At 60.9% G+C, this 22,829-nt stretch carries 21 protein-coding genes and 1 other RNA gene; 9 read left to right on the plus strand and 13 right to left on the minus strand.

The window, feature by feature from the left end; genetic code table 11:
- The first annotated feature begins 207 nt into the window (after positions 1-207).
- From ccoG to hemN, 6 genes are all read left to right on the plus strand, one after another.
- Positions 208-1,611 (plus strand): cytochrome c oxidase accessory protein CcoG, encoded by a 1,404-nt coding sequence (gene ccoG, locus AC07V4_RS09480; protein WP_492635833.1) that lies wholly within the window; start codon positions 208-210, stop codon positions 1,609-1,611.
- A 15-nt stretch (positions 1,612-1,626) separates the two neighbouring features.
- Positions 1,627-2,160 (plus strand): FixH family protein, encoded by a 534-nt coding sequence (locus AC07V4_RS09485; RefSeq protein ID WP_492635832.1) that lies wholly within the window; start codon positions 1,627-1,629, stop codon positions 2,158-2,160.
- A 119-nt stretch (positions 2,161-2,279) separates the two neighbouring features.
- Positions 2,280-4,730, plus strand: coding sequence for a heavy metal translocating P-type ATPase (locus AC07V4_RS09490; protein ID WP_492635831.1), 2,451 nt, complete (start codon positions 2,280-2,282; stop codon positions 4,728-4,730).
- Between the two features lie 22 nt (positions 4,731-4,752).
- Positions 4,753-4,965 (plus strand): cbb3-type cytochrome oxidase assembly protein CcoS, encoded by a 213-nt coding sequence (gene ccoS, locus AC07V4_RS09495; RefSeq protein ID WP_424488626.1) that lies wholly within the window; start codon positions 4,753-4,755, stop codon positions 4,963-4,965.
- Positions 4,958-5,641, plus strand: a complete 684-nt coding sequence (locus tag AC07V4_RS09500; protein WP_492635830.1) for a sulfite exporter TauE/SafE family protein — start codon at positions 4,958-4,960, stop codon at positions 5,639-5,641. The genes ccoS and AC07V4_RS09500 overlap by 8 nt, the downstream gene beginning before the upstream one ends.
- Before the next feature lie 104 nt (positions 5,642-5,745).
- Positions 5,746-7,128 carry an oxygen-independent coproporphyrinogen III oxidase gene (gene hemN, locus AC07V4_RS09505; RefSeq protein ID WP_492635829.1) on the plus strand — a complete coding sequence of 461 codons (1,383 nt, stop codon included), beginning with the start codon at positions 5,746-5,748 and terminating at the stop codon, positions 7,126-7,128.
- 10 nt (positions 7,129-7,138) lie between these two features.
- Here hemN and AC07V4_RS09510 read toward each other — a convergent pair whose 3' ends face one another.
- Positions 7,139-7,606: a hypothetical protein gene (locus tag AC07V4_RS09510; RefSeq protein ID WP_492635828.1), complete on the minus strand. Its 468-nt coding sequence runs from the start codon at positions 7,604-7,606 to the stop codon at positions 7,139-7,141.
- Between the two features lie 153 nt (positions 7,607-7,759).
- Between AC07V4_RS09510 and fnr the strand changes: the two genes are divergently transcribed.
- Positions 7,760-8,494, plus strand: a complete 735-nt coding sequence (gene fnr / locus AC07V4_RS09515; protein WP_016979302.1) for a fumarate/nitrate reduction transcriptional regulator Fnr — start codon at positions 7,760-7,762, stop codon at positions 8,492-8,494.
- Positions 8,495-8,574: 80 nt separating this feature from the next.
- Positions 8,575-9,123, plus strand: a complete 549-nt coding sequence (locus AC07V4_RS09520; RefSeq protein ID WP_028617477.1) for an adenine phosphoribosyltransferase — start codon at positions 8,575-8,577, stop codon at positions 9,121-9,123.
- A 109-nt stretch (positions 9,124-9,232) separates the two neighbouring features.
- Here the strand turns inward: AC07V4_RS09520 and AC07V4_RS09525 are convergent, their stop codons facing one another.
- From AC07V4_RS09525 to AC07V4_RS09550, 6 genes are all read right to left on the minus strand, one after another.
- Positions 9,233-10,381 (minus strand): acyl-CoA dehydrogenase family protein, encoded by a 1,149-nt coding sequence (locus tag AC07V4_RS09525; RefSeq protein WP_492635827.1) that lies wholly within the window; start codon positions 10,379-10,381, stop codon positions 9,233-9,235.
- 199 nt (positions 10,382-10,580) lie between these two features.
- Positions 10,581-11,183 (minus strand): recombination mediator RecR, encoded by a 603-nt coding sequence (recR, locus tag AC07V4_RS09530; RefSeq protein WP_015885312.1) that lies wholly within the window; start codon positions 11,181-11,183, stop codon positions 10,581-10,583.
- A 66-nt stretch (positions 11,184-11,249) separates the two neighbouring features.
- Positions 11,250-12,284, minus strand: coding sequence for an NADPH-dependent curcumin/dihydrocurcumin reductase (gene curA / locus AC07V4_RS09535; protein WP_492635826.1), 1,035 nt, complete (start codon positions 12,282-12,284; stop codon positions 11,250-11,252).
- A 145-nt stretch (positions 12,285-12,429) separates the two neighbouring features.
- A complete protein-coding gene (locus tag AC07V4_RS09540; RefSeq protein WP_003175481.1) occupies positions 12,430-12,768 on the minus strand; it encodes a YbaB/EbfC family nucleoid-associated protein in 339 nt (112 codons plus the stop codon).
- A gap of 43 nt (positions 12,769-12,811) precedes the next feature.
- Complete coding sequence (gene dnaX, locus AC07V4_RS09545; protein WP_492635825.1) at positions 12,812-14,866, minus strand: DNA polymerase III subunit gamma/tau; 2,055 nt, start codon at positions 14,864-14,866, stop codon at positions 12,812-12,814.
- 77 nt (positions 14,867-14,943) lie between these two features.
- Positions 14,944-15,870 carry a DMT family transporter gene (locus tag AC07V4_RS09550; RefSeq protein WP_492635824.1) on the minus strand — a complete coding sequence of 309 codons (927 nt, stop codon included), beginning with the start codon at positions 15,868-15,870 and terminating at the stop codon, positions 14,944-14,946.
- Positions 15,871-15,972: 102 nt separating this feature from the next.
- On the opposite strand from AC07V4_RS09550, the gene AC07V4_RS09555 reads away from it, so the two are divergent.
- A complete protein-coding gene (locus tag AC07V4_RS09555; RefSeq protein WP_492635823.1) occupies positions 15,973-16,836 on the plus strand; it encodes a LysR family transcriptional regulator in 864 nt (287 codons plus the stop codon).
- Positions 16,837-16,963: 127 nt separating this feature from the next.
- On the opposite strand, the gene AC07V4_RS09560 is transcribed toward AC07V4_RS09555, so the two are convergent.
- From AC07V4_RS09560 to AC07V4_RS09585, 6 genes are all read right to left on the minus strand, one after another.
- Positions 16,964-17,554: a hypothetical protein gene (locus AC07V4_RS09560; RefSeq protein WP_492635822.1), complete on the minus strand. Its 591-nt coding sequence runs from the start codon at positions 17,552-17,554 to the stop codon at positions 16,964-16,966.
- 1 nt (position 17,555) lies between these two features.
- Positions 17,556-18,602, minus strand: coding sequence for an N-acetylmuramidase family protein (locus AC07V4_RS09565; RefSeq protein ID WP_492635821.1), 1,047 nt, complete (start codon positions 18,600-18,602; stop codon positions 17,556-17,558).
- Positions 18,603-18,759: 157 nt separating this feature from the next.
- The gene (locus tag AC07V4_RS09570) at positions 18,760-20,721 is read right to left on the minus strand and encodes a hypothetical protein (protein ID WP_492635820.1); all 1,962 of its coding nucleotides are present in this window, start codon (positions 20,719-20,721) and stop codon (positions 18,760-18,762) included.
- Positions 20,722-20,744: 23 nt separating this feature from the next.
- Positions 20,745-21,206 carry a hypothetical protein gene (locus AC07V4_RS09575; RefSeq protein ID WP_492635819.1) on the minus strand — a complete coding sequence of 154 codons (462 nt, stop codon included), beginning with the start codon at positions 21,204-21,206 and terminating at the stop codon, positions 20,745-20,747.
- A gap of 84 nt (positions 21,207-21,290) precedes the next feature.
- Positions 21,291-21,387: signal recognition particle sRNA small type (gene ffs, locus AC07V4_RS09580), an RNA gene on the minus strand.
- Between the two features lie 237 nt (positions 21,388-21,624).
- Positions 21,625-22,791: a zinc-binding metallopeptidase family protein gene (locus AC07V4_RS09585; protein WP_492635818.1), complete on the minus strand. Its 1,167-nt coding sequence runs from the start codon at positions 22,789-22,791 to the stop codon at positions 21,625-21,627.
- Between the last annotated feature and the right edge of the window lie 38 nt (positions 22,792-22,829).

The following is a 22,829-nucleotide window of genomic DNA, read 5'->3' on the forward strand; positions in this document are numbered from 1 at the left end:
CCCCCTCCCACATTGGATCCGCAGTGTTTCAGAGGACCGAGCTAGTCAAAACCGGCCATACTTGCCAATTCAATTGATCCAGATCATGTAGGTCGCCCCCGTTCAACATCATCTGGGGCGTATCATTAGGCCACTGCAACACCCCTAATTTGACCCCGGCTGGCACGCACTGGCCGAGGCAAATCTCCACCGCCGTGGGATGCAATGATGAGCAAGCAGATACCGGTACATGACGTTACCCCGCCTACCAAAACCGTCAACCTCTACGCCTCGCGCGAGAAAATCTATACCCGCGCCTTCACCGGCTTGTTCCGCAATCTGCGCATGCTCGGTGGTGCCGGTCTGTTCCTGCTCTACTTCGGCACGGTGTGGCTGAACTGGGGTGGTCACCAAGCGGTGTGGTGGAATCTGCCGGAGCGTAAATTCTTCATTTTTGGCGCGACCTTCTGGCCCCAGGACTTCATCTTGTTGTCGGGCTTGTTGATCATCGCCGCCTTCGGCCTGTTTTTTATCACGGTGTACGCCGGACGCGTGTGGTGCGGTTATACCTGCCCGCAAAGCGTATGGACCTGGATCTTCATGTGGTGCGAAAAGGTCACCGAAGGCGACCGCAACCAGCGCATCAAGCTCGACAAAGCGCCCATGGGCGCCAACAAATTCCTGCGTAAATTCAGCAAGCACACCTTGTGGCTGTCGATCGGTTTCGTCACCGGCATGACCTTTGTCGGCTACTTCTCGCCGATCCGCGAACTGGTGTTCGATTTCTTCACCGGCCAGGCCGATGGCTGGGCGTATTTCTGGGTGGGTTTCTTCACCCTCGCCACCTATGGCAACGCCGGCTGGCTGCGTGAACAGGTGTGCATCTACATGTGCCCGTACGCGCGCTTCCAGAGCGTGATGTTCGACAAAGACACTTTGATCGTCTCCTACGACCCACGTCGTGGCGAAGCGCGTGGCCCGCGTAAAAAAGGCACCGACTACAAGGCCCAGGGCCTGGGCGATTGCATCGATTGCACGATGTGCGTGCAAGTGTGCCCGACCGGGATCGACATCCGCGACGGCCTGCAGATCGAATGCATCGGTTGCGCGGCCTGTATCGACGCCTGCGATAACATCATGGACAAGATGGACTACCCGCGCGGCCTGATCAGCTACACCACCGAGCACAACCTGTCCGGGCAGAAGACCCACAAGCTGCGCCCACGGTTGATCGGCTACGCGCTGGTGTTGCTGGCGATGATCAGCCTGCTGGTCACGGCATTTTTCATGCGCTCGCTGGTGGGCTTCGATGTCAGTAAAGATCGAGTGCTCTACCGCGAAAACGCCGAAGGTCGCATCGAAAACGTCTACAGCCTGAAGATCATGAACAAGGACCAGCGCGACCACACCTATGTGCTCGACGCTGCCGGCCTGCCGGACCTCAAGCTGCAGGGCCGCCGCGAAATCAAAGTCGCTGCGGGCGATATCGTCAGCATGCCGGTGGAGCTGTCCAGCGCGCCGGAACAACTGCCGTCGAGTACCAACGAGGTGAAATTCATCCTCAAGGATGCCGATGACGACAGCGTCCACATTGAAGCCAAGAGCCGATTCATCGGCCCACAAGTCCGTTAACAAGAGAGCACGACAATGCCCGCAGCAACCGCCGCAAGCCCTTGGTACAAGCATCTCTGGCCCTGGATCATCATTGGCATCCTGGCCTGCTCGGTCACTTTGACCCTGTCCATGGTGACCATCGCGGTGAACAACCCCGACAACCTGGTCAACGACAACTATTACGAGGCCGGCAAAGGCATCAATCGCTCCCTGGACCGCGAACAGTTGGCCCAGACCCTGCAACTGCGCGCGTCGGTGCACCTGGACGAGTTGACCGGCGAAGTCGACCTGCGCTTGACCGGCAACAGCAACCCGAACACCTTGGAACTGAACCTGATTTCGCCGACCCAACCGGAGAAGGATCGTCGGATTACGCTAACCCGTAGCGACAGCGAACCCGGCCGCTACATCGGCCAAGTGACGGACAAGGTGGAGGGCCGGCGCTTCGTGGAATTGCTCGGGGTCGAAGGCGACAAGACTTGGCGCATGTTCGAAGAAGAGCAGGTCAGCCACGACAAGGACTTGCTGCTCGGTGACGAGCCGCTGCAAGGTGCTGAAGACCAGTAACCCGGCAAACCTGCGCTTCGCGCATCGCGGGCAAGCCCGCTCCCACAGGACACCGCGATCCAATGTAGGAGCGGGCTTGCCCGCGATGAGGCCCTCCCAGCCGACTAAGATTCAGAACCATGACCAGCCCAACGCCCTGCTACCACTGCGCCCTGCCCGTCCCACCCGGCAGCCGGTTTACCGCCGACATCCTCGGCGAACGCCGTGAACTGTGCTGCCCGGGCTGCCAGGCGGTGGCCGAAGCCATCGTCGCCGGTGGGCTGGAAAGCTATTACCAGCATCGCAGCGAAGCCTCGGCCAACCCCGAGGCGCTGCCGGTGCAATTGGTCGACGAACTGGCGCTGTATGACCGCCCCGACGTGCAAAAACCCTTTGTACGCCACGAAGGCGAACTGGCCGAAGCCACTCTGTTGATGGAAGGCATCAGTTGCGCAGCCTGTGGCTGGCTGATCGAAAAACACCTGCGCAGCTTGCCCGCCGTGGCCGAGGCGCGGCTGAATCTGTCCAACCATCGCCTGCAAGTCAGTTGGGCCGACGGGCAATTGCCATTAAGCCAATTGCTCAGTGAACTGCGTCATATCGGCTATGCGGCCCACCCTTACCAGGCGGACCGCGCGGCGGAGCAATTGGCCAGCGAGAACCGCCTGGCCCTGCGCCAACTGGGCGTGGCGGGATTGCTGTGGTTCCAGGCGATGATGGCAACCATGGCGACCTGGCCGGAGTTCAATATCGATTTGAGCCCGGAGCTGCATGTGATCCTGCGCTGGGTGGCGATGTTTCTCACCACCCCTATCGTGTTCTACAGCTGTGCGCCGTTTTTCAAAGGCGCGTTGCGCGACTTGCGCACCCGCCACCTGACCATGGATGTGTCGGTGTCCCTGGCGATTGGTGGTGCGTACCTGGCGGGTATCTGGACGGCGATCACCGGCACCGGCGAACTGTACTTCGACGCAGTGGGCATGTTTGCGCTGTTCCTGTTGGCCGGTCGCTATCTGGAGCGCCGCGCACGGGAGCGCACTGCTGCCGCCACCGCGCAGTTGGTCAACTTGTTGCCGGCCTCGTGCCTGCGCTTGAAAGGCGATGGGCAAAGCGAGCGTATCCTGCTCAACGAGTTGGCCCTGGGCGACCGCGTCCTGGTGCATCCCGGCGCGGTACTGCCGGCCGACGGGGTGATTCTCGACGGCCAATCCAGCATCGATGAGTCACTGTTGACCGGCGAATACCTGCCACAACCGCGACGAATCGGTGACACCGTCACTGCCGGCACACTCAACGTCGAAGGCGCGCTGACGGTCGAGGTGCGCGCCTTGGGCCATGACACGCGCCTGTCCGCCATCGTACGCCTGCTGGAACGCGCCCAGGCCGAGAAGCCGCGCCTGGCGCAAATCGCCGACCGCGCGGCGCAATGGTTCCTGTTGTGCTCGTTGATCGCCGCCCTGTTGATCGGCCTGGTGTGGTGGCAACTGGATTCGGCGCGAGCCTTCTGGATCGTCCTGGCAATGTTGGTGGCGACCTGCCCGTGTGCGCTGTCCCTGGCCACGCCGACCGCCCTCACCGCCGCCACTGGTACCCTGCACAAACTCGGACTGTTGCTGACCCGCGGTCATGTACTGGAAGGTTTGAACCAGATCGACACGGTGATTTTCGACAAGACCGGCACCCTGACCGAAGGGCGCCTGGCCTTACGTGCGATCCGCCCACTGGGCACACTGAACAGCGATGACTGCCTGAGCCTCGCCGCCGCCCTGGAAAACCGCTCCGAACACCCCATTGCCCGGGCGTTCGGTCGTGCGCCGTTGGCGGTTGACGAGGTGCTCAGTTCCCCTGGACTGGGGCTGGAAGGTCGCGTGGGTGACCGTCGGTTGCGCATCGGCCAACCCGGCTTCGTTTGTGGACTGAGTGGTTGCCCGATCCCCCAGTCGCCGGATGAAGCCGGGCAATGGTTGCTGCTGGGTGATAGCCATGGCGCCCTGGCCTGGTTCGTGCTGGATGACCGCTTGCGCAGCGATGCCCCTGCGTTGCTGGCAGCGTGCAAGGCTCGTGGTTGGCGCACGTTGTTGTTGTCCGGCGACAGTTCGCCGATGGTCGCCAGCGTCGCCGCCGAGCTGGGCATCGACGAAGCCCACGGCGGCCTGCGCCCGGATGACAAGCTCTTGGTGCTGCAACGCTTGCACCAGGAAGGCCGTAAAGTGCTGATGCTCGGCGATGGCGTCAACGATGTGCCGGTGCTGGCCGCCGCCGATATCAGCGTGGCCATGGGCTCGGCCACGGACCTGGCAAAAACCAGCGCAGACGCGGTGCTGTTGTCCAACCGCCTGGACGCCTTGGTGCAAGCCTTTACCCTGGCGCGGCGCACCCGGCGAGTCATCATCGAGAACCTGCTGTGGGCCGGACTGTACAATGGCCTCATGCTGCCGTTTGCCGCCCTGGGTTGGATCACCCCGATCTGGGCCGCGATCGGAATGTCCCTCAGCTCGTTGACCGTGGTGCTCAATGCCCTGCGCCTGACTCGCCTGCCGAGTGTGCAGGTAGCCAGCGCCCCTTTGGTAACCCGCCCGCTGCCGGCTTGAGCCGCACGGCCCTGGAGTGCAGATGCCAGCTCTATACGTAATGATTCCAGCGGCGCTGCTGTTAGTCGGCGTGGCCATTTACATCTTCTTCTGGGCCGTGGACAGCGGCCAGTACGAAGACCTCGACGGCCCGGCCCACAGCGTCTTGTTCGACGATCAGGACCCGAACCACCTGGCCGCCGTCGACGAAGCCAATGGCCCGGAACAACCGCCCAAAGACCCGCCCCATGCTTGAGCTGGCCCCCCTGCTGGTCTCGGCACTGATCCTCGGCCTGCTCGGCGGCGGCCATTGCCTGGGCATGTGCGGCGGCTTGATGGGCGCGCTGACCCTGGCGATTCCCAAGGAACAACGCAGCCGCAGGTTTCGCCTGCTGCTGGCGTACAACCTGGGGCGCATCCTCAGCTATGCCACGGCGGGACTGTTGATCGGCCTGGCCGGCTGGGCGGTGGCCAACAGCCCGGCGGCCATGTTCATGCGCGTACTCGCCGGGCTGCTGCTGATCAGCATGGGCTTGTACCTGGCCGGCTGGTGGAGCGGCCTTACCCGCATCGAAAGCCTCGGACGCGGCCTGTGGCGCTATATCCAGCCGATTGCCAACCGTTTGCTGCCGGTGTCCAGCCTGCCCCGCGCCTTGCTGCTGGGCGCGCTGTGGGGTTGGTTGCCGTGCGGATTGGTCTACAGCACCCTGCTGTGGGCGGCGAGTCAGGGTAATGCGCTGGACAGTGCGCTGCTGATGCTGGCGTTTGGCTTGGGCACCTGGCCGGTGTTGCTGGCAACGGGGCTGGCTGCCGAACGCGTCACCGCCTTGCTGCGCAAGCGCAGCGTGCGTGTGGCCGGTGGCATGCTGGTGATTGTGTTTGGCATATGGACGTTACCCGGCCCGCATCAGCACTGGTTGATGGGCCACTAAAAGGGCCATGTGGCATAGCGCCGCTCCCCGTTGATGCAAATCAAGATGCCATCAACGGCGCGCCCCTAGACTCGGCCCACTAGCCTATCCGGGGGACCGCCCGCATGCTCGACGCCATTCGTTGGGACACAGATCTGATTCACCGCTACGACTTGGCGGGACCGCGCTACACGTCCTACCCCACCGCCGTACAATTCGACAGCCAGGTCGGCACCTTCGACCTGCTCCACGCCCTGCGCGACAGCCGCAAAGCTACACGCCCCTTGTCGCTGTATGTGCACGTACCGTTCTGCGCGAACATTTGCTACTACTGCGCCTGCAATAAGGTGATTACCAAGGACCGCGGCCGCGCCCAGGCCTACCTGCAACGCCTGGAGCAGGAAATCCAACTGGTGGCGTGCCACCTCGACCCGAAACAGCCGGTGGAGCAACTGCATTTCGGCGGTGGCACTCCGACCTTTCTCAGCCACGATGAATTGCGCCAGGTGATGACACGCCTGCGCCAACACTTCAATTTGCTCGATGATGACTCGGGTGACTACGGTATCGAGATCGACCCCCGCGAAGCCGACTGGGCCACCATGGGCCTGCTGCGTGAATTGGGCTTCAACCGTGTGAGTATCGGCCTGCAAGACCTCGACCCCGAGGTGCAACGGGCGGTCAACCGCCTGCAAAGCCTGGAAGAAACCCGCGCGGTGATCGATGCCGCACGCACCTTGCAGTTTCGCTCGATCAACATCGATTTGATCTACGGCCTGCCCAAGCAAACGCCGATCAACTTCGCACGCACCGTGGAAGAAGTGATCAGGCTGCAGCCAGATCGCCTGTCGGTATTCAATTACGCGCACCTGCCGGAACGCTTCATGCCCCAGCGGCGCATCAACACCGATGAACTGCCGTCCCCGGCGTCAAAGCTGCTGATGCTGCAAACCACCATCGAGCAACTGACCCAGGCCGGCTACCGCTACATCGGCATGGACCACTTCGCCCTGCCGGACGACGAGCTGGCGGTCGCCCAGGAAGAAGGCAGACTGCAACGCAACTTCCAGGGCTACACCACCCACGGCCATTGCGATTTGATCGGGCTGGGCGTGTCGGCGATCAGCCAGATCGGCGACCTGTATGGCCAGAACAGCAGCGACCTCAACCAGTACCAGAACGCCCTGGCGGGCGCGCAACTGGCCACCAGCCGTGGCCTGGTGTGCACCACGGACGACCGCTTGCGACGGGAAGTGATTCAACAGTTGATGTGCAATTTCAGCCTGGGATTCGAGCAGATCGAACAGGCGTTCAACATCGACTTTCGCGGTTATTTCGACGATTTATGGCCACAGCTGGAGACCATGGCGCAAGACGGCCTGATCGCACTGGATGCACAGGGCATCCGCGTGCTACCCGCCGGGCGCTTGCTGGTGCGCTCGGTGTGCATGGTGTTCGATGCCTACCTGGAACACCAGAACAGGCAACGATTTTCACGGGTGATCTAGCAAGCACCTGTTACTTGGCCATCAGGCTCATGGCTTCCATCTGAGCCTCTGGCGACTCATCTTTCATGGCTTTGGCCAATTGGGTCTGGGTAGTCGCCAGAGCGCCCTGCAATGACGTCACATCGCTTTGCAAGCTGGCGACCCTGACTTGGCGCGCCTCAGGCGTCATTGAGGTGTCAGCCATCACCGCCGCGAGTTCAGCCATCTTGTCCTCGAGCTGTTTTTTAAGCTCACGGATCATTTTCAACAACTGCTTGATGTTGTCCTTCAGGTTGCTGTCATCGATATCTTTATTGCTGTCGTTTTTGGCAGCCTGGAGCCCGGCCCCGGAAATCGTCACCGCTACCCCCTCGACCGCCTTGGGTTCAGCCAGCGGGGTCGGCGCAGCGCCAGTTTTATCGTCCACTGCGACCTTTTTAGGCTCGGGCACCGTAGGAATGCGAATGCTTGAGGGGTTGATACCGGCGATGGAGGGCATGGTCCTGGACCTGAATGAGTGAATTCCTTCCTTGTATCGGCCCCGATACAAAACTCTTTATACCGTTGCCGGTTTTTTGTACACGCTGGCCTCACCGCCCCCCAGTGCGTTACCCTTACGTCTTATGTGTGTTTTCCCACAAGGATTTAAGAAATGTCCGAGCCAGTTAAACTGCGCGCTCACAGCCAGGCTCATTGCAAGGATTGCAGCCTGGCCCCCCTCTGCCTGCCACTTTCGTTGAATCTGGAAGACATGGATGCGCTGGACGACATCGTTAAACGCGGCCGCCCACTGAAAAAAGGCGAGTTTCTGTTCCGCCAGGGCGACAAGTTTGATTCCGTCTATGCAGTACGTTCGGGCGCATTGAAGACGTTCAGCCTGAGCGACAGCGGCGAAGAGCAAATTACCGGTTTCCACCTGCCCAGCGAGTTGGTCGGGTTGTCCGGCATGGACACCGAGATCCACCCGGTGTCGGCTCAGGCCCTGGAGACTACGTCAGTGTGTGAAATTCCCTTCGAGCGTCTGGACGAATTGGCCCTGCAACTGCCGCAACTGCGCCGTCAGTTGATGCGCGTGATGAGCCGGGAAATTCGTGACGATCAGCAGATGATGTTGCTGTTGTCGAAGAAAACCGCCGACGAGCGCATTGCCACGTTCCTGGTCAACCTGTCGGCACGTTTCCGTGCTCGTGGGTTCTCGGCCAACCAGTTCCGCCTGAGCATGTCGCGCAATGAAATCGGCAACTACCTGGGCCTCGCGGTGGAAACCGTGTCCCGCGTATTTACCCGGTTCCAGCAGAACGAACTGATCGCCGCCGAAGGCAAGGAAGTGCATATCCTTGACCCGATCCAACTGTGTGCACTGGCCGGTGGTTCGCTAGAGGGTTGATCCAGAGACTTGCGGCCGCGCCAACCGGCGAGGCCGCAGGTATACTTCGAGTCCGTCTCCAGCCCCAGGACTCTTCGACGATGACCTTCGATTCGTTCGACATCAAATCCCTGATCCGCCCCGTCATCGACTTCCCCAAGCCTGGGGTGATCTTTCGTGACATCACCCCTTTGTTCCAATCGCCTCGCGCCCTGCGCCTGGTGGCCGACAGCTTTGCCCATCGTTATGTCGAGGCCGAGTTCACCCACATCGGCGCGATGGATGCCCGAGGCTTTCTGATCGGTTCAATCATCGCCTACCAGCTGAACAAACCGCTGATCCTGTTCCGCAAGCAGGGCAAGCTGCCGGCTGACGTACTGGCCGAGGGGTATCAGACCGAGTACGGCGAGGCCTTCCTGGAAGTGCACGCTGACAGCCTGTGCGAGGGCGACTCGGTGTTGATGTTCGATGACTTGATCGCCACCGGTGGCACCCTGATCGCAGCAGCAAACCTGGTACGACGCATGGGGGCGAAGATCTTCGAAGCGGCGGCAATCATCGACCTGCCGGAACTGGGTGGTTCGCAGCGTTTGGAAGACATGGGGATTCCGACGTTTTGCCTGACGCAGTTTGCGCTGACCGAGCAGTAACGTTTGTCTGGACTGGCCTCATCGCGGGCAAGCCCGGCTCCCACATTGGAATGCAATCACCTGTGGGAGCTGGCTTGCCTGCGATGAGGCCCTCAATAACACCATAGGGCTAAAGCCCCATCTGCTTGCTGATGATCTCGTTCATCACCTCCCGCGTCCCGCCGCCAATGGACAGGATGCGGTTATCCCGATACAGCCGCTCCACCAGGCTGCCACGCATGTAGCCCTGGCCACCGAGGATCTGCACGGCGTCGTAGGTCACACGGTCAGCCGTGTCGGTAGCGAGGTTCTTGGCCATGGAAATTTCCTTGATCACGCTCTTGCCGGCTGCCATCTTCGCTGCCTGGCGATAAGTGAACTCCCGGGACACTTCGACGGCGGTGGCCATTTCCGCCAAACGATGCTTGAGCACCTGAAATTTGCCGATGGGCTTGCCGAACGCTTCGCGCTGGGCGGCCCATTCAAGGCTTTCCTCCAGTGCCATTTGCGCGGTCATGTTGGCCATCAAGGCCAGGGCCAGGCGCTCACTCTGGAAGTTGCCCATGATGCAGGCGAATCCCATGTTCTCGGCACCGATCAGGTTGCCTACCGGCACCCGGCAATCGTCGAAGAACAATTCAGCGGTGTCCGACGCCCACCAGCCCATTTTCTTCAGCGGCTGGCCGACGGTGAATCCTGGCGTGTCTTTTTCGATGAGTAACAGGCTGATACCAGCAAAGCCCGGCCCGCCGGTACGCACGGCAACCGTGTAGAAGTCGGCGCGGATGCCGCTGGTGATAAACGTCTTGCTGCCGCTGACGCGGTAATGCTCGCCTTCACGGACCGCGCGGGTTTGCAGATTGGCCACATCGGAACCGCCGCTCGGCTCGGTGACTGCCAGAGCGATGATCTTCTCACCCGACAGCACCTGGGGTGCCACGAGGTCGCGCACTTCGGGCCGCGCCCATTTGACGACGGGGGGCAAGCCGATATCCAGTGAACCCAAGCTTGCCACTACACCGCCAGACCCGCAGCGCATCAGCTCTTCGCTGACCGCCACCTTGGCGAACAAGTCGCCCTCATGGCTGCCCCCCAGCGCTTCGGGATAACCGATGCCCAGGATGCCCGCAGCGCCTGCCTTGAGATACAGCTCGCGGGGAAAGCTTTCAGCCTCCTCCCATTGCTCGATGCCCGGCAACATCTCGCGCTCGACAAAACGGCGCACGCTGTCGCGGACCAATTGGTGGCTGGGGTCGAAGTAGTCCTGATAGGCAGACATCGGCAAGCTCCACGGAGATGTGAAGCGAACTTACCAAGCGCTTGCTTGGTTATCAAGCCAAGCGCAAATATCGCCGACACTGCAAAACTAATGTGGGAGGGGGCTTGCCCCCGATAGCGGTGGGTCAGTGGCATAAATGCTGCCTGACACACTGTCATCGGGAGCAAGCCCCCTCCCACATTTTGGGTTGCGTTGTGCTTTAGAGGGCGATGGGTTTGCGACCCGCAAACGAATGCGCCAGCGTCCCGCCATCCACCAACTCCAACTCTCCCCCCAACGGCACGCCATGGGCGATACGCGAGGTGATCAGGCCCTTATTGGTTAGCAGTTGGGCGATGTAGTGCGCCGTGGCTTCACCTTCCACCGTCGGGTTAGTGGCCAGGATCACCTCAGTAAAGGTGCCCTGCTCCTCAATCCGCGCCACCAACTGCGGAATGCCGATGGCTTCCGGCCCAAGGCCGTCCAGGGGTGACAAGTGCCCCTTGAGCACGAAGTAGCGCCCGCGATAGCCAGTCTGCTCCACCGCGTACACATCCATCGGCCCTTCCACCACGCACAGCAGCGTGTCGTCACGGCGCGGGTCGGCGCATTGCGGGCAGAGTTCTTCCTCGGTGAGGGTGCGGCACTGCCGGCAGTGGCCCACGCCGGTCATGGCCTGGCTCAGAGCCTGGGCCAACCGGGTGCCGCCGCTGCGATCACGCTCCAGCAGTTGCAGGGCCATGCGCTGGGCAGTTTTCTGGCCCACGCCCGGCAAGGTACGCAGGGCATCGATCAATTGGCGAATCAGGGGGCTGAAGCTCATGGGCGAAGGGTCCGACAAAACAACGAGACGCGGTTTATACCCGCGCCCCGGATTAGCGTCAAATGGTCAATCCTGCGCGACGCGCACCACCAACTTGCCGAAGTTGCGCCCCTCCAGCAAACCAATGAAGGCTTCGGGCGCCTGCTCCAGGCCGTCGACCACATCCTCACGGAACTTGATCTTGCCGTCGCGCACCCATGGTGCCATCGCACTGAGGAATTCGGGCTGGCGGTCACCATAGTCGTCGAACACGATGAAGCCCTGGATGCGTACACGTTTGGTGAGCAAGGTACGTTGCAATGCCGGCAGGCGATCCGGCCCACTCGGCGCTTCATGGGCGTTATAGCCGGCGATCAGGCCGCACAAGGGAATGCGCGCCTTGGGGTTGAGCAGCGGCACCACCGCATCGAAGACTTTGCCACCGACGTTTTCAAAGTAAATGTCCACACCCTTGAAGCACGCCAGAGCCAGCTCATGGGCGAAGTCCGGGCTCTTGTGGTCAACGCAGGCATCAAAGCCCAATTCGTCCACCACGTAGCGGCACTTGTCCGCACCTCCGGCGATACCCACCACCCGCAAGCCCTTGAGCTTGGCCACCTGCCCTACCACCGAACCCACCGCGCCGGACGCCGCCGCCACGACCAAGGTTTCGCCGGACTTGGGCTGGCCGATATCCATCAGCCCCATATACGCAGTCATGCCAGGCATCCCCAGCACGCCCAGCGCCATCGATGGGCTCGCCAGGCCCTTTGGCACCGGTATCAGGTTGCGACCGTCAGAAATGCTGTGGCTCTGCCAGCCGGTCGAGCCCACCACCAGATCACCCACTTCAAATTTCGGACTCCGTGATTGCTCCACGCGGCTGACGGCGCCACCGGTCATCACTTCGTCGATTTCCACGGGCGCAGCGTAGGAAGGGGCATCGCTCATGCGCCCACGCATGTAGGGGTCGAGGGACAGGTACAGCGTCTTCAACAGCACCTGGCCGTCCGCCAGATCCGGCAGGTTCACGCGTTCCAGGCGGAAGTTTTCTGGGATCGGAGCGCCTTGGGGGCGCGAGACCAGGACAATACGCTGGTTCAGGACTGATTCTTGAGGCATGAAGGGCTCCTTTATCGAATGCATCGGTATAGGGTGCAGACCACGCTTGCCGGGCCGGGGTTCGATTGGATCAGCACAAACAAAAATGCCAGGCGCAAGGCCTGGCATTGGAGTCTAGCTACTCTCAACCGTCAGAGCAGGCCGATCAGAACGGCAACTTCATGCCCGGTGGCAGTTGCATGCCAGCGGTCACACCGCCCATTTTTTCCTGGCTGTTGGCTTCGATCTTGCGCACGGCGTCGTTGACGGCAGCGGCAAACAACGCTTCGAGCATTTCCAGGTCATCTTCGCCAACACCCGGCAATACGCTTGGGTCGATGCTGACACGCTTGATGTCGTGACGACCGGTCATCACCACACTGACCATATCGCCACCGGCTTTACCGGTGACTTCGGCGTTGGCCAGCTCTTCCTGCATCTTGGCCATCTTTTCCTGCATCTGCTGCGCCTGCTTCATCAGGCCGGCCATGCCACCTTTCATCATGGGAATCACCTCAAAGTACGTGGATCAAGTTAGTAGCCCGGTATCAGGACGCCTGGGGCACCGGGGCTTCGACAGGTTCAATTGTATCTTGGCGAACGACGGCGCCGAACTGCTGCATCATTTGCTGGATGAGCGGATCACCGTGAATCGAGTCTTCCGCTTCGCGCTGACGGTTGATACGCCGACGCGTGGCAGCCTGGGCCGGGGTTTCCTGCTCGGGCTTGATCAACTCGATAGCGATGGTCAGCGTACGCTCATGGTACTGGTTCAGCGCATCGTTGAGACGACGCTGCTGGGTCGCGTTGAACAGCGCGCTGTGAGCCGGGTCCAGGTGCAACAGCCAGTGATCGCCTTCAATAGAGATCAGCGTGCAGTTGGCAGCGATGCTGCCGGTCATGCCGGAAATCGGCAATTTCGGGAACAGTTCCAACCATTGCAACGCCAGGCCGGTGGCGGGTGCCGCAGCCGGTTCAACCTCGGGCTCCGGGGCCGGCTCGGCGGTGTGTTCGCTGGCCAGGTCGTCCAGATAGCTGTAGGCCGAATCCATGTCCGGCTCGATGTAGTCTTCGTCCAGCGGCGGCTCATCGTCGAGATCGATACCCGGGGTAGCGGCATCCACCTGGGCGACGGTCGGCTCGGGAACCGGCGCGGATACCCACTCGGGGGCGTCCGGCACCACGCTGTCCGGGGTCGACGTGGGCATCGGCGTCAGCTCGGGCTGTTCGCCGATGGTTTCCAGCACGGGCTCCACGGCGGGCTGCTGCTCCACCTGCGCCTCGACCTCCATCGGGTCGTTCCACGGCAAGTCGACGACCGGCTCGGGCTCAACCACCGGTTCCGGCTCGAGCACGGGCGCGGCTATCACAGGCTCGGGTTCAGAGGCCGCCACCACTGGCGCAGGCGCAACCACCACTGGCGCGACCACTGCCGCGCCAGCCACTGGTTTGGCGGAATCAACTGTGGCCTGGCTGATCCCCACTGGCTTTAGCGGCTGTCTCGGTGCGTCTGCCGAGTCGGCAGGCCGGAAGGCAAGCATCCGCAACAGCACCATTTCAAAGCCGCCGCGCGGGTCCGGTGCCAAAGGCAGATCCCGGCGACCAATCAGGCCCATCTGGTAATAGAACTGCACATCCTCGGCGGGCAACGCCTGGGCCAGGGCCAGCACGCGGTCGCGGTCGCCATGGCCGTTGTCGACGCCTTCAGGCAGCGCCTGGGCGATGGCGACGCGGTGCAGCACGTTGAGGATTTCCGAGAGCACACCGTTCCAGTCCGGACCTTGCTCCGATAGGTGGCGCACGGCTTCGAGCAACGCCTTGGCGTCGCCTTCGATCAGCGCATGCAGCACGTCGAATACCTGGCCGTGGTCGAGGGTGCCGAGCATGGCACGCACATCGGCGGCCATGACCTTGCCTTCACCAAAGGCGATGGCCTGGTCGGTGAGGCTCATGGCATCCCGCATCGAACCATCGGCGGCACGGCCGAGCAGCCACAGCGCGTCGTCTTCGAACGGTACGCTCTCGGCACCCAGTACGTGGGTCAAATGCTCGACCACGCGTTCGGGGGTCATGTTTTTCAGGGAGAACTGCAGGCACCGCGACAAAATCGTTGCAGGAAGTTTCTGCGGGTCGGTGGTGGCCAGGATGAATTTGACGTAAGGCGGCGGCTCTTCCAGGGTCTTCAGCAAAGCATTGAAGGAATGGCTGGAGAGCATGTGCACTTCGTCGATCAAGTAGACCTTGAAGCGGCCACGGCTCGGCGCGTACTGCACGTTATCGAGCAACTCGCGGGTGTCTTCGACCTTGGTGCGGCTCGCGGCGTCGATCTCGATCAGGTCGACAAAACGCCCTTCGTCGATTTCCCGGCACACCGAGCACGTGCCGCAGGGTGTCGAGGTGATGCCGGTTTCACAGTTCAGGCATTTGGCGATGATGCGCGCAATGGTGGTCTTGCCCACCCCGCGAGTACCAGTGAACAGGTAGGCGTGGTGCAGCCGTTGGCTGTCCAAGGCATTGATCAGAGCCTTGAGCACATGGGTCTGGCCGACCATTTCGCGGAACGAGCGCGGACGCCATTTACGTGCAAGAACCTGATAACTCATCGAAAACCGTCGCAACTGGAGAGCAGAGGCCGGTAATGCTAGCGGAGCAAGGGGGAAATTGCATCCGGCACGCTCGTCTAATCTGATTTGGCCTGCGTGGCTGGCCCCCCAAGGGCACACCGGCTGAGGATGTTCCAACGGCCCTCCAGGCTGATAGCCGCCACGCTGGTCAACACAACCACCCCGCCGAGCGCCACCTGCAATGCAATATGCTCACCCAGCAACGTCGCCGCCATCACCATCGCCACCGGCGGGACCAGGTACATCGCCACCGAGGCGCGGCTGACCTCAACATGCTTCAGTACATAGCCCCAGGCCAAGTACGCCAGCGCGCTTGGGAATATCCCCAATACCAACACCGACAGATTCTCCGGCAACGGTGCCTGCATCACCGCGACCGGCAAGCCAGGCAGGTTCACGCATAGCATCAAGGTGCCAGCCCAGACCATGTAGCACGCCATGGTCAGCGGGCTGTAGTGATGGGCGTAGTGCTTCTGGATGGCGAAATAGACACTCCACGAAACCGCTGCCAGCAGGATCAACAAGCCACGCGGGTCGATCTCTCCCACGCCACGGTCGCCCCAGATCACCATCAACACGCCAGCCAACCCCAACAGCACGCAGCCCCAGCGCCAGGCACTGACGCGCTCCTTCAAACAGAACGACGCGATCAGCACACTGAACAGCGGCGCCGACTGGGCCAGCACACTGGACGCCGCCGCCGTCACCCACTGCTGCCCCTGGTTGAGGCTGGTGTGATGCAGGAACACACCAAAAAAGCCCAGCACCAGCAACCACGGCAGATCCCGCAGGCGCGGTCGGCCGATCCCCATCACCAGCGCCACACCGCCCATGAACACCGACGCAATTAAAAACCGCAGCAATGCCAATTGGCCGGGACTGTAGCTGTGCAGCCCCATATGCACACCAATCGGCGAGTAGGCCCAGCAGAGGATGACGCTGGCGATGACTAGCGTAAGCTTCAAGGGTGACGGGGTATTCATTGACGGCATCCACAAACTGAGTAGGAATGCCGTCAGTCTTGGCTTGCGCAAGACGTAGGACAATTAACCGTTTCTGACTTCTGAAATCACTGGAACTGAGTAATGGAACTGGCCCAACTGAAAATGGTGCGAACCGTGGCGCAAACCGGCAGCGTGGCCCAGGCCGCTCTGCAACTGCACTGCGTGCCGTCCAACATCACCACGCGGATCAAGCAGCTGGAAAGCGAGTTGGGCACGCCACTGTTTATCCGCGCCGGGCGCGGCTTGGTGATCAGTGCGGCCGGTGAAATCTTCCTGGAGTACTGCGAGCGCATCCTGGCGCTGGTGGAGGAGTCCAAACGCGCGGTGGACGCCAACGCCATTCCCCGTGGCACCTTGCGCATCGGTGCCGTGGAGTCCAGCGCCAGCGGCCGCCTGCCGCCCTTGCTGGCGGAGTACCATCGGCGCTATCCCGATGTCAGCCTGGAGCTGGTCACCGGTGCCTGGGCGCAATTGCTGGACGATCTGCAACACCACCGTCTCGATGTGGCCTTGGTCGCCAGCGGCAGCAAGCGCGCCAAGCTTGAACACAGCGTGGTCTACAGCGAACGCCTGGTACTGATCGCCAGCGCCTCCAGCGAGCCGATCAGCAGCGCCAAGGACTTGGCCGGTCGCACGTTGCTGGTGTGGCCACCCGGCTGCCCCTACCGTGCCGCGCTGGAAAACTGGGTCAAACCCCACGACTTCAAGCCGAGCATCGCCAGCTATGCCAGTTGGGGCACGATCATCGGTTGTGTCAGTGCGGGGATTGGTGTGGCGTTGGCGCCCGAAGGCATCCTGGCCCGCTATGAACAGGCCAATCAGCTGGCGTCGTACCGGTTTGAGGAATTGCAGGCCGTGGACAACCTGCTGTTCTGGCACAAAGACACCCAGCGCCATCTGGCACGGGATGCGTTTGCCGGGCTGTTGCGCGAAACATTCGGCTGACACCGCTAACAAATGTAGGAGGGGGCTTGCCCCCGATAACTTTGGGTCAGTTAGAACATCTTTAACTGACACACCGCTATCGGGGGGCAAGCCCCCTCCCACATTTAGATGTTTTTTATTGTCGAGATCAGCTTTGGGGAGCTGCCAAACGGCTGTACTGGTCCTGGCTGATCCAACCGATAAACGAACGGTCGTCGGCATTGATGAATTCAACCTGGGCCCAGCCATCCTTGAACGCCAGCACGCCGACCACGTCATTCTTGACGATATACGGACGCTTGACGGCCTTGGCGCCAGGGGTTTTCAGCAAGTAAGCCTTGTCGGCGGACACCGTCACCAGGCCGATCCATTTTTTGTTGGCGGTCTGGGTCAGGTCCAGGCCGGTGGCAATCTCCGGCATCAGCACACTCATGCAACCCGGATGCTGGCGACCCTGCTCCACGGTGAGAGTCACGCCGTCCGGCGCAGGCTTCACGCTGCCGGGGTAGGCGGCGTCGAGCCAAGTGGTCAGTGCGCCGGGCTTGCCTTGCAGGTAGAACGCGCAACTGCGGGTGACGCCCTCCCCTAGTGCTTCCGCGTAATAGCCTTCAACCTGACGGTCAGGTGTCACCGCCAGCATCAACCCTTCGTATTTACCCGAGTGCAACGTCGGCGAAGCGGCCAAGGCCGGCGCTACGATGCACAACGACAACACACTCATCGCGAGAAAACGGATCATCTTATTTTTTCCTTTCAAGTGCGTCGTAGGCTTTTTTCATCAGGTCGTCGTAGTTGCCATAGTCCTCGCCGTTATAGTTGCGGGCCATGGCAGTAAAATCCTTGTCTTTCATGGCTTTCATCAACGCCGGGCTCTTGCTGCAAAAACCGAGGAACGCCTTTAGTTGGTTGCCGGCATTAATCTTCAAAGCGGCGGCAAACTCAAACACCGTCTTGTAACCGCAAGAGGCGAAGTTGAAACCCATGATCTGGAACATACCCCAGGAGGCCGACATCAATGCGGCTTCCTGATCCAGGGCGAACGCGGTTGCCATGGTTTCCCAGGCCTTGGCCTGGTCCTTGTTATTGGTCTGCCACTGCGGCCCGGCCTTTTTCTTGTAGGGGTAGGACAGCAATGGATGCGCCTGATCGTAAATGTGCTTGGTGTACTTGCGAAACAGGTGCCCTTCGAAGGCGATCACCGGCAACTTGGCCGGCCCGAACCCCGAGCGCCCGCCGGATTCCACGGTGGCGAATGCACGGATGATATTCACCGAAATACCGTTGCCCAGCTGCGTGGCGGCGTTCTGGAAGTCACTGTCGCTGAGGGTCATGCCCCCGTCGCAGGTGGCCTGGAGCATCAACTGCCGGTTGCGCCGCTCGGCCTCGACCATCGCCCGCATACGGTCCAGGTACACATTGACCGTGGCCTGCACCGCATCGCCGTTGTTATTGCCAAAGACATTCAGAAAACTTGGAATGCGCATCGTGGGAAACGCCTTCACCGGCACCTTCACCGCCTCTTCGATCAGGCTATTGAACGTGCGCCCAGTCGGGTCGATCACCCCGTCGGGGTGCGCATACTTGAGGTGGCGGAACTGGTACTGGCTGATGCACTGCACCAACTGACCATCGCACTTGCCGTTTTCAGCGAGCGGAAAACCCATTTTCGGGGTGATCAGATTGAACAAATATTGGATGCACTGAACATCGGCGGGCAAGTTACGCGCTTTACCGGGAGCGCCGACCGACGCACTGATAAGTCGGGGCAACCCTTGCAGGCTTTTCATGACAGACATCCTTGTTAGTTAAAGAAGTAGTGGCACTTCAATATCAACTCCACACCCTTGTCATACTATGTAACAAGTGGCTGGCGGAAACTAACAAGGCGGTTTTGGGTTGTCCAGAGCGAGCTGCAAAAGTTGTGAAACAGCCGGGTTAAATCAATCAGAAACCATGGGCGTCACGGGTTTTCTGATACTTGTGGAAATCAATCCACTCAACCACATCGTAAGGCAGGTACAGCTGCATCCGCGCTCGGGAAATCGCGATATACACCGCGCAGAGTCGTTGGTCGAACGCATAGGCATCCTTGAACTTCACGTTGGTCAGCAGCTCGGGCGTGAGCAGCACACGATCGAACTCCATGCCGCCCGCCTCTTCCGCCAGCATCAATAGGCAACGCTTGCCGGGCACGCCGCCCAACCGGTTCAAACGCGTGATATCGGCGACGTTGAAGCCTTTTTCCAGCTCATTTTCTACCCACAGAAACGACTCATCGAACTGGTTGGCATCGCGTACTTGCTGCCAGTCATCCATGTCCGTGAAGTCAGCATGCGGGCCATTATCGTTATGTTCGTTGCTATAAAACTCCGGTTTGAACAAGGCGATGACGCTGATCATGAAGCGTTGGAGATCCTGCTGCGCCGCATTGTCGAGCAAGCCGAACGGGCAGTTGGCTCGCTGAAGCTGGATGGCCCACTTCATGGTGTCCCAATGGGATGCGGTCAACACCACACAGCCTTCCGGCGGCACGAAGCCCTGGGGGTAATGCTCGATGCTCACGTCGGCATCCCGCGCGCCCTCGAAGGGTGTCTTGCCCTTTTGCGAGTGCACGCTGATCAATGGATTGACCAAGCGCTCAACGTTACGACCCGAGCGCACGGAGTAACTGATGTCACTGTGCCGGACTTCGCGCTTTCTGCGCACCATCACGCCGCTGGCCAATTGATACTCATCGCCGAGGGTGATCAACACTTGGCGGCCTCGTTCGATAATCTGCAGCAACGAAGGCGGGATGTCCTGGCTTTCATCGATCAATACATGGGTGTACCGGGGCGGCACCACACAACCGTCGAGGCATGCACGCTTGATCAGCAACAAGGCCGCGAACCCGGTCTGGCCGGCCCATTGCGGATTGGCCGCCAGATAAGTCCACACACGGCTGGAATATTCCAGCAACACCTGGGCATCCACGCTGGACAACGGCTGCTTGAAATGCGGCAAGTGCCTGGCCGACAGGCTGTGATGATTGGAGTGACAATAGCTTTCGAGCACCTTGAGACAGACGTCGAGCGTTGCCTGGCCGTCGTGACCGCGCCACCCATGGATATCCAGGGCTTGCGACACTGCCAGCTTGCCGGGCAGCTTGGCCGAAGCTGCCTGCGCGATCGGGTGTGGCCCCTGCAACAGGGCCTTGGCGAAAGCGGCAAAGGTCGAACCGGCTTTGCTGTCTTGCGCCAGCCCCATGCGCTCGCGAAGCGTCGCCAGTTTTGCCCCCGTGCGCGCCAGCACCAACGTCTGCGCAGGGCGCAGGCACTCGATCAAGGCGCCGAGCAGGTGGCTCTTGCCGATCCCGGCATAGCCTTGAACGTGCAGGTCTTCATTGAGGTTGGCGCGAAAGGTGCGCACCAGCTTGTCCTGGGCCGGGCTGAGCCAACGCTCACGATGCCGGGGGGTGATCATTTGTTGGCTGAACGGATCATTGCCGCGCAGGTGGCGTACCTTGTAGTCGGTATCCCACTTTCCAGTGGGCAGCAGGTAATCCCGCGCCGCCACTTCTTCAGCCGACAAGAGCCGCAGGTTGATCGTTTTGAGCGCGTTGAAGCCGAAGTACAACTTACGCGGATCGAACAGTCGCCGGGCTTCGGACAACAGCGCCGCCGTACCGGGAGACGGAATTTCCACCGCCCAGCCTATCAACTTGGCCAGGATGCGCTCGGCGCCCGTACAGGTCAGGTCTTTTTCCGTGGCCTGGGCCAGGTTCTGGATGACCAGCACCGCCGCCAGCTCAGGGTCCGTCAGGCCAGCCAGCGCATCGGCATTTTCGGCCGCGAGCAAGGCAGTGCAGGTCTCATCGGTGACCGGCAAAAATACGGGGGTGGTTAAATCAAAATGTTCCGGTTGCATACTTCCTCGCAGCGTCGCAGGCGTCAGGCTTCGCCGGGCTCGACCTGAATTCCCAGCTCAAAGCGATACTCGCCGAGAGACCCGGACATGCCGCCAGGAAACCGACCGGCTTCACCGGCTGCGTTGATCTGCTGCTGGAGTTCAAACACAGCCATATCGAACAACCTGCGCAAGTCCTCGGCGCTCTGCGCAGCCACATTCAATTGCAGGGTGTAAACGCTGTTCAGCGCCGGCGGGACAGGCTCGACGACAGGGGCCACGTCGCCGACCCGGATCATCTCGGCCTGGCTCAGGATTTCAGCGTGCTCGTCATCCATGAGGTCCAGCACCCTCGATAACTCCAGGGTCTGCTCCGGATGCGATTGAATACGGTCCTTGATCTCCAGGCGCCGCATCTGCCACTCCCGCAGCTTTTCGCGAGTGAGGTCGTCCACTTTTTCCACGGGTGCTGTCTCCAAATGCCAGGCACTGGAGTATGCCGCCATGGACTGCTCGATGGCAGATGGCTTGAACGCATTTTTTGAATTGGATTTGAAGAGGTACTGCAAGGAAGAGCGTTATGGAGGCAACCCCACCAGCCACACCCCGGCACACAATGTTCCCGCTGTGGCTGCTGCCTTCCGGCTCTGACCAGGTTCACGGGTAATCGTTGCGGGGGGACCGATGGGGTCACCATAACGACGCTGGCCTCTCGGCAAGCCGCGCCATTGTACCGATCTCATCGGAAGTTACAACCGTTGGTTCTGGATTAAAAATGTGAAGGGGCTCAAGCACTTGTCTGCGCCCGTGGGAGCAACATAGAACCCTGTGGGAGCCGGGCTTGCCCGCGATGCTGGCGACTCAGTCTGTCTGGGCTACCGAGGTGATGCCATCGCAGGCAAGCCAGCTCCCACACAAGGCAGATTACTGGGCCAGTACTACCTCATCCGCCCGACCACCTTCTTCCTGGATCACCAGGTGAATGAAGTGCAGCTTGGCGATCACTGCCGGTGGCAGCACGAAGGGATAAAAATCTGGCTGCCCCATGCTACGCGACAGTTCATTGAGCATGCCGGCCAGTTCGATCCAGGCGTTGACGAACGAAAGGAACACCGGGCCGCCTGGGTGCTCAGGGTCATAGAGTGTGGTGAGCGGGAACGGCTGGTAATCCAGGTCCATCTCACGGGCACTCATGCCGAAACCAAGGGCGGTGTCGACGGCGTCCATCATGTGCAGGTAGTGCGCCCAGGTTTCCGCCCAATCTTCCCAGGGGTGCATGGTGGCGTAGGCGCTGACGCAGGTCTGTTGCCAATCCGGACGCGGGCCGTTCTGGTAGTGCTGATCCAGCGCTTCGGCGTAACTGGCGCGTTCGTCGCCGAATAGCTGGCGAAAGGGTTGCAGCCAATGGGTGTTGGCAATCAGGCGGTCCCAGTAGTAATGGCCGACTTCATGGCGAAAGTGGCCGAGCAAGGTGCGATAGGGTTCGCGCATCTGTACCCGGATTTTTTCGCGATGGGCATCGTCGGCCTCCTTGATGTCGAGGGTGATCAGGCCGTTGGCATGGCCCGTCATGGGCGCATTGCCCTCTAGGTCTATGCCGATGAAATCGAAGGCGAGGCCAGCGTCTTCATCGACGCTTTTGGGCACCACTTGCAGGCCCAGGCTGATCAATTGCGCCACCAGCCGACGCTTGGCGGTTTCCACTTTGCGCCAGCGCTCGTGGTTTTCCGGGATCGATAAATCAGGAATGGTCCGGTTGAGGCTGCACGCCACACACAGCGGTGCGGTGCTGTGGGCCGGGATCAACCAGTTGCAGGCGGCTGGGGTATCGAGGTTGGCGCAACGACGGAAGGCGCCGGCGCCGAGATTGTCATCCGGAAGCCAAGTACCCTCTACGGGGCCGGGTTGCAGCGAGGAAAGGCGGCTTTGTTGGGGGTGATAACCCAACAGCGCCTGGCAGACCAGGCATTGGCTGTTGCGAAAGAACAGGGACTGGCCACAACGGCACTGCCACACCTTGCTGTCGCGGGATGTGCCGGCTACGAACGGTGCAGCGATACGCGAACTGAGTTGCTCGAAGTAGCGGAACATGGCGGTCTCTCCCTGGGTAACCAAGACTAGATCATTTA

The sequence above is a fragment of the Pseudomonas sp. GW821-FHT03A09 genome, from assembly GCF_059421065.1.

What these genes read in the sequence shown, in the direction of transcription:
- ccoG (WP_492635833.1), top strand. Translation starts at nt 208, where the DNA reads ATGAGCAAGCAGATACCGGTACATGACGTTACCCCGCCTACCAAAACC.
- AC07V4_RS09500 (WP_492635830.1), top strand. Translation starts at nt 4,958, where the DNA reads ATGCTTGAGCTGGCCCCCCTGCTGGTCTCGGCACTGATCCTCGGCCTG.
- AC07V4_RS09550 (WP_492635824.1), bottom strand. Translation starts at nt 15,870, where the DNA reads ATGAATACCCCGTCACCCTTGAAGCTTACGCTAGTCATCGCCAGCGTC.
- AC07V4_RS09490 (WP_492635831.1), top strand. Translation starts at nt 2,280, where the DNA reads ATGACCAGCCCAACGCCCTGCTACCACTGCGCCCTGCCCGTCCCACCC.
- AC07V4_RS09560 (WP_492635822.1), bottom strand. Translation starts at nt 17,554, where the DNA reads ATGATCCGTTTTCTCGCGATGAGTGTGTTGTCGTTGTGCATCGTAGCG.
- curA (WP_492635826.1), bottom strand. Translation starts at nt 12,284, where the DNA reads ATGCCTCAAGAATCAGTCCTGAACCAGCGTATTGTCCTGGTCTCGCGC.
- AC07V4_RS09525 (WP_492635827.1), bottom strand. Translation starts at nt 10,381, where the DNA reads ATGTCTGCCTATCAGGACTACTTCGACCCCAGCCACCAATTGGTCCGC.
- AC07V4_RS09540 (WP_003175481.1), bottom strand. Translation starts at nt 12,768, where the DNA reads ATGATGAAAGGTGGCATGGCCGGCCTGATGAAGCAGGCGCAGCAGATG.
- AC07V4_RS09510 (WP_492635828.1), bottom strand. Translation starts at nt 7,606, where the DNA reads ATGCCCTCCATCGCCGGTATCAACCCCTCAAGCATTCGCATTCCTACG.
- AC07V4_RS09575 (WP_492635819.1), bottom strand. Translation starts at nt 21,206, where the DNA reads ATGGCGGCATACTCCAGTGCCTGGCATTTGGAGACAGCACCCGTGGAA.
- AC07V4_RS09555 (WP_492635823.1), top strand. Translation starts at nt 15,973, where the DNA reads ATGGAACTGGCCCAACTGAAAATGGTGCGAACCGTGGCGCAAACCGGC.
- AC07V4_RS09570 (WP_492635820.1), bottom strand. Translation starts at nt 20,721, where the DNA reads ATGCAACCGGAACATTTTGATTTAACCACCCCCGTATTTTTGCCGGTC.
- recR (WP_015885312.1), bottom strand. Translation starts at nt 11,183, where the DNA reads ATGAGCTTCAGCCCCCTGATTCGCCAATTGATCGATGCCCTGCGTACC.
- fnr (WP_016979302.1), top strand. Translation starts at nt 7,760, where the DNA reads ATGTCCGAGCCAGTTAAACTGCGCGCTCACAGCCAGGCTCATTGCAAG.
- hemN (WP_492635829.1), top strand. Translation starts at nt 5,746, where the DNA reads ATGCTCGACGCCATTCGTTGGGACACAGATCTGATTCACCGCTACGAC.
- ccoS (WP_424488626.1), top strand. Translation starts at nt 4,753, where the DNA reads ATGCCAGCTCTATACGTAATGATTCCAGCGGCGCTGCTGTTAGTCGGC.
- AC07V4_RS09585 (WP_492635818.1), bottom strand. Translation starts at nt 22,791, where the DNA reads ATGTTCCGCTACTTCGAGCAACTCAGTTCGCGTATCGCTGCACCGTTC.
- dnaX (WP_492635825.1), bottom strand. Translation starts at nt 14,866, where the DNA reads ATGAGTTATCAGGTTCTTGCACGTAAATGGCGTCCGCGCTCGTTCCGC.
- AC07V4_RS09520 (WP_028617477.1), top strand. Translation starts at nt 8,575, where the DNA reads ATGACCTTCGATTCGTTCGACATCAAATCCCTGATCCGCCCCGTCATC.
- AC07V4_RS09565 (WP_492635821.1), bottom strand. Translation starts at nt 18,602, where the DNA reads ATGAAAAGCCTGCAAGGGTTGCCCCGACTTATCAGTGCGTCGGTCGGC.
- AC07V4_RS09485 (WP_492635832.1), top strand. Translation starts at nt 1,627, where the DNA reads ATGCCCGCAGCAACCGCCGCAAGCCCTTGGTACAAGCATCTCTGGCCC.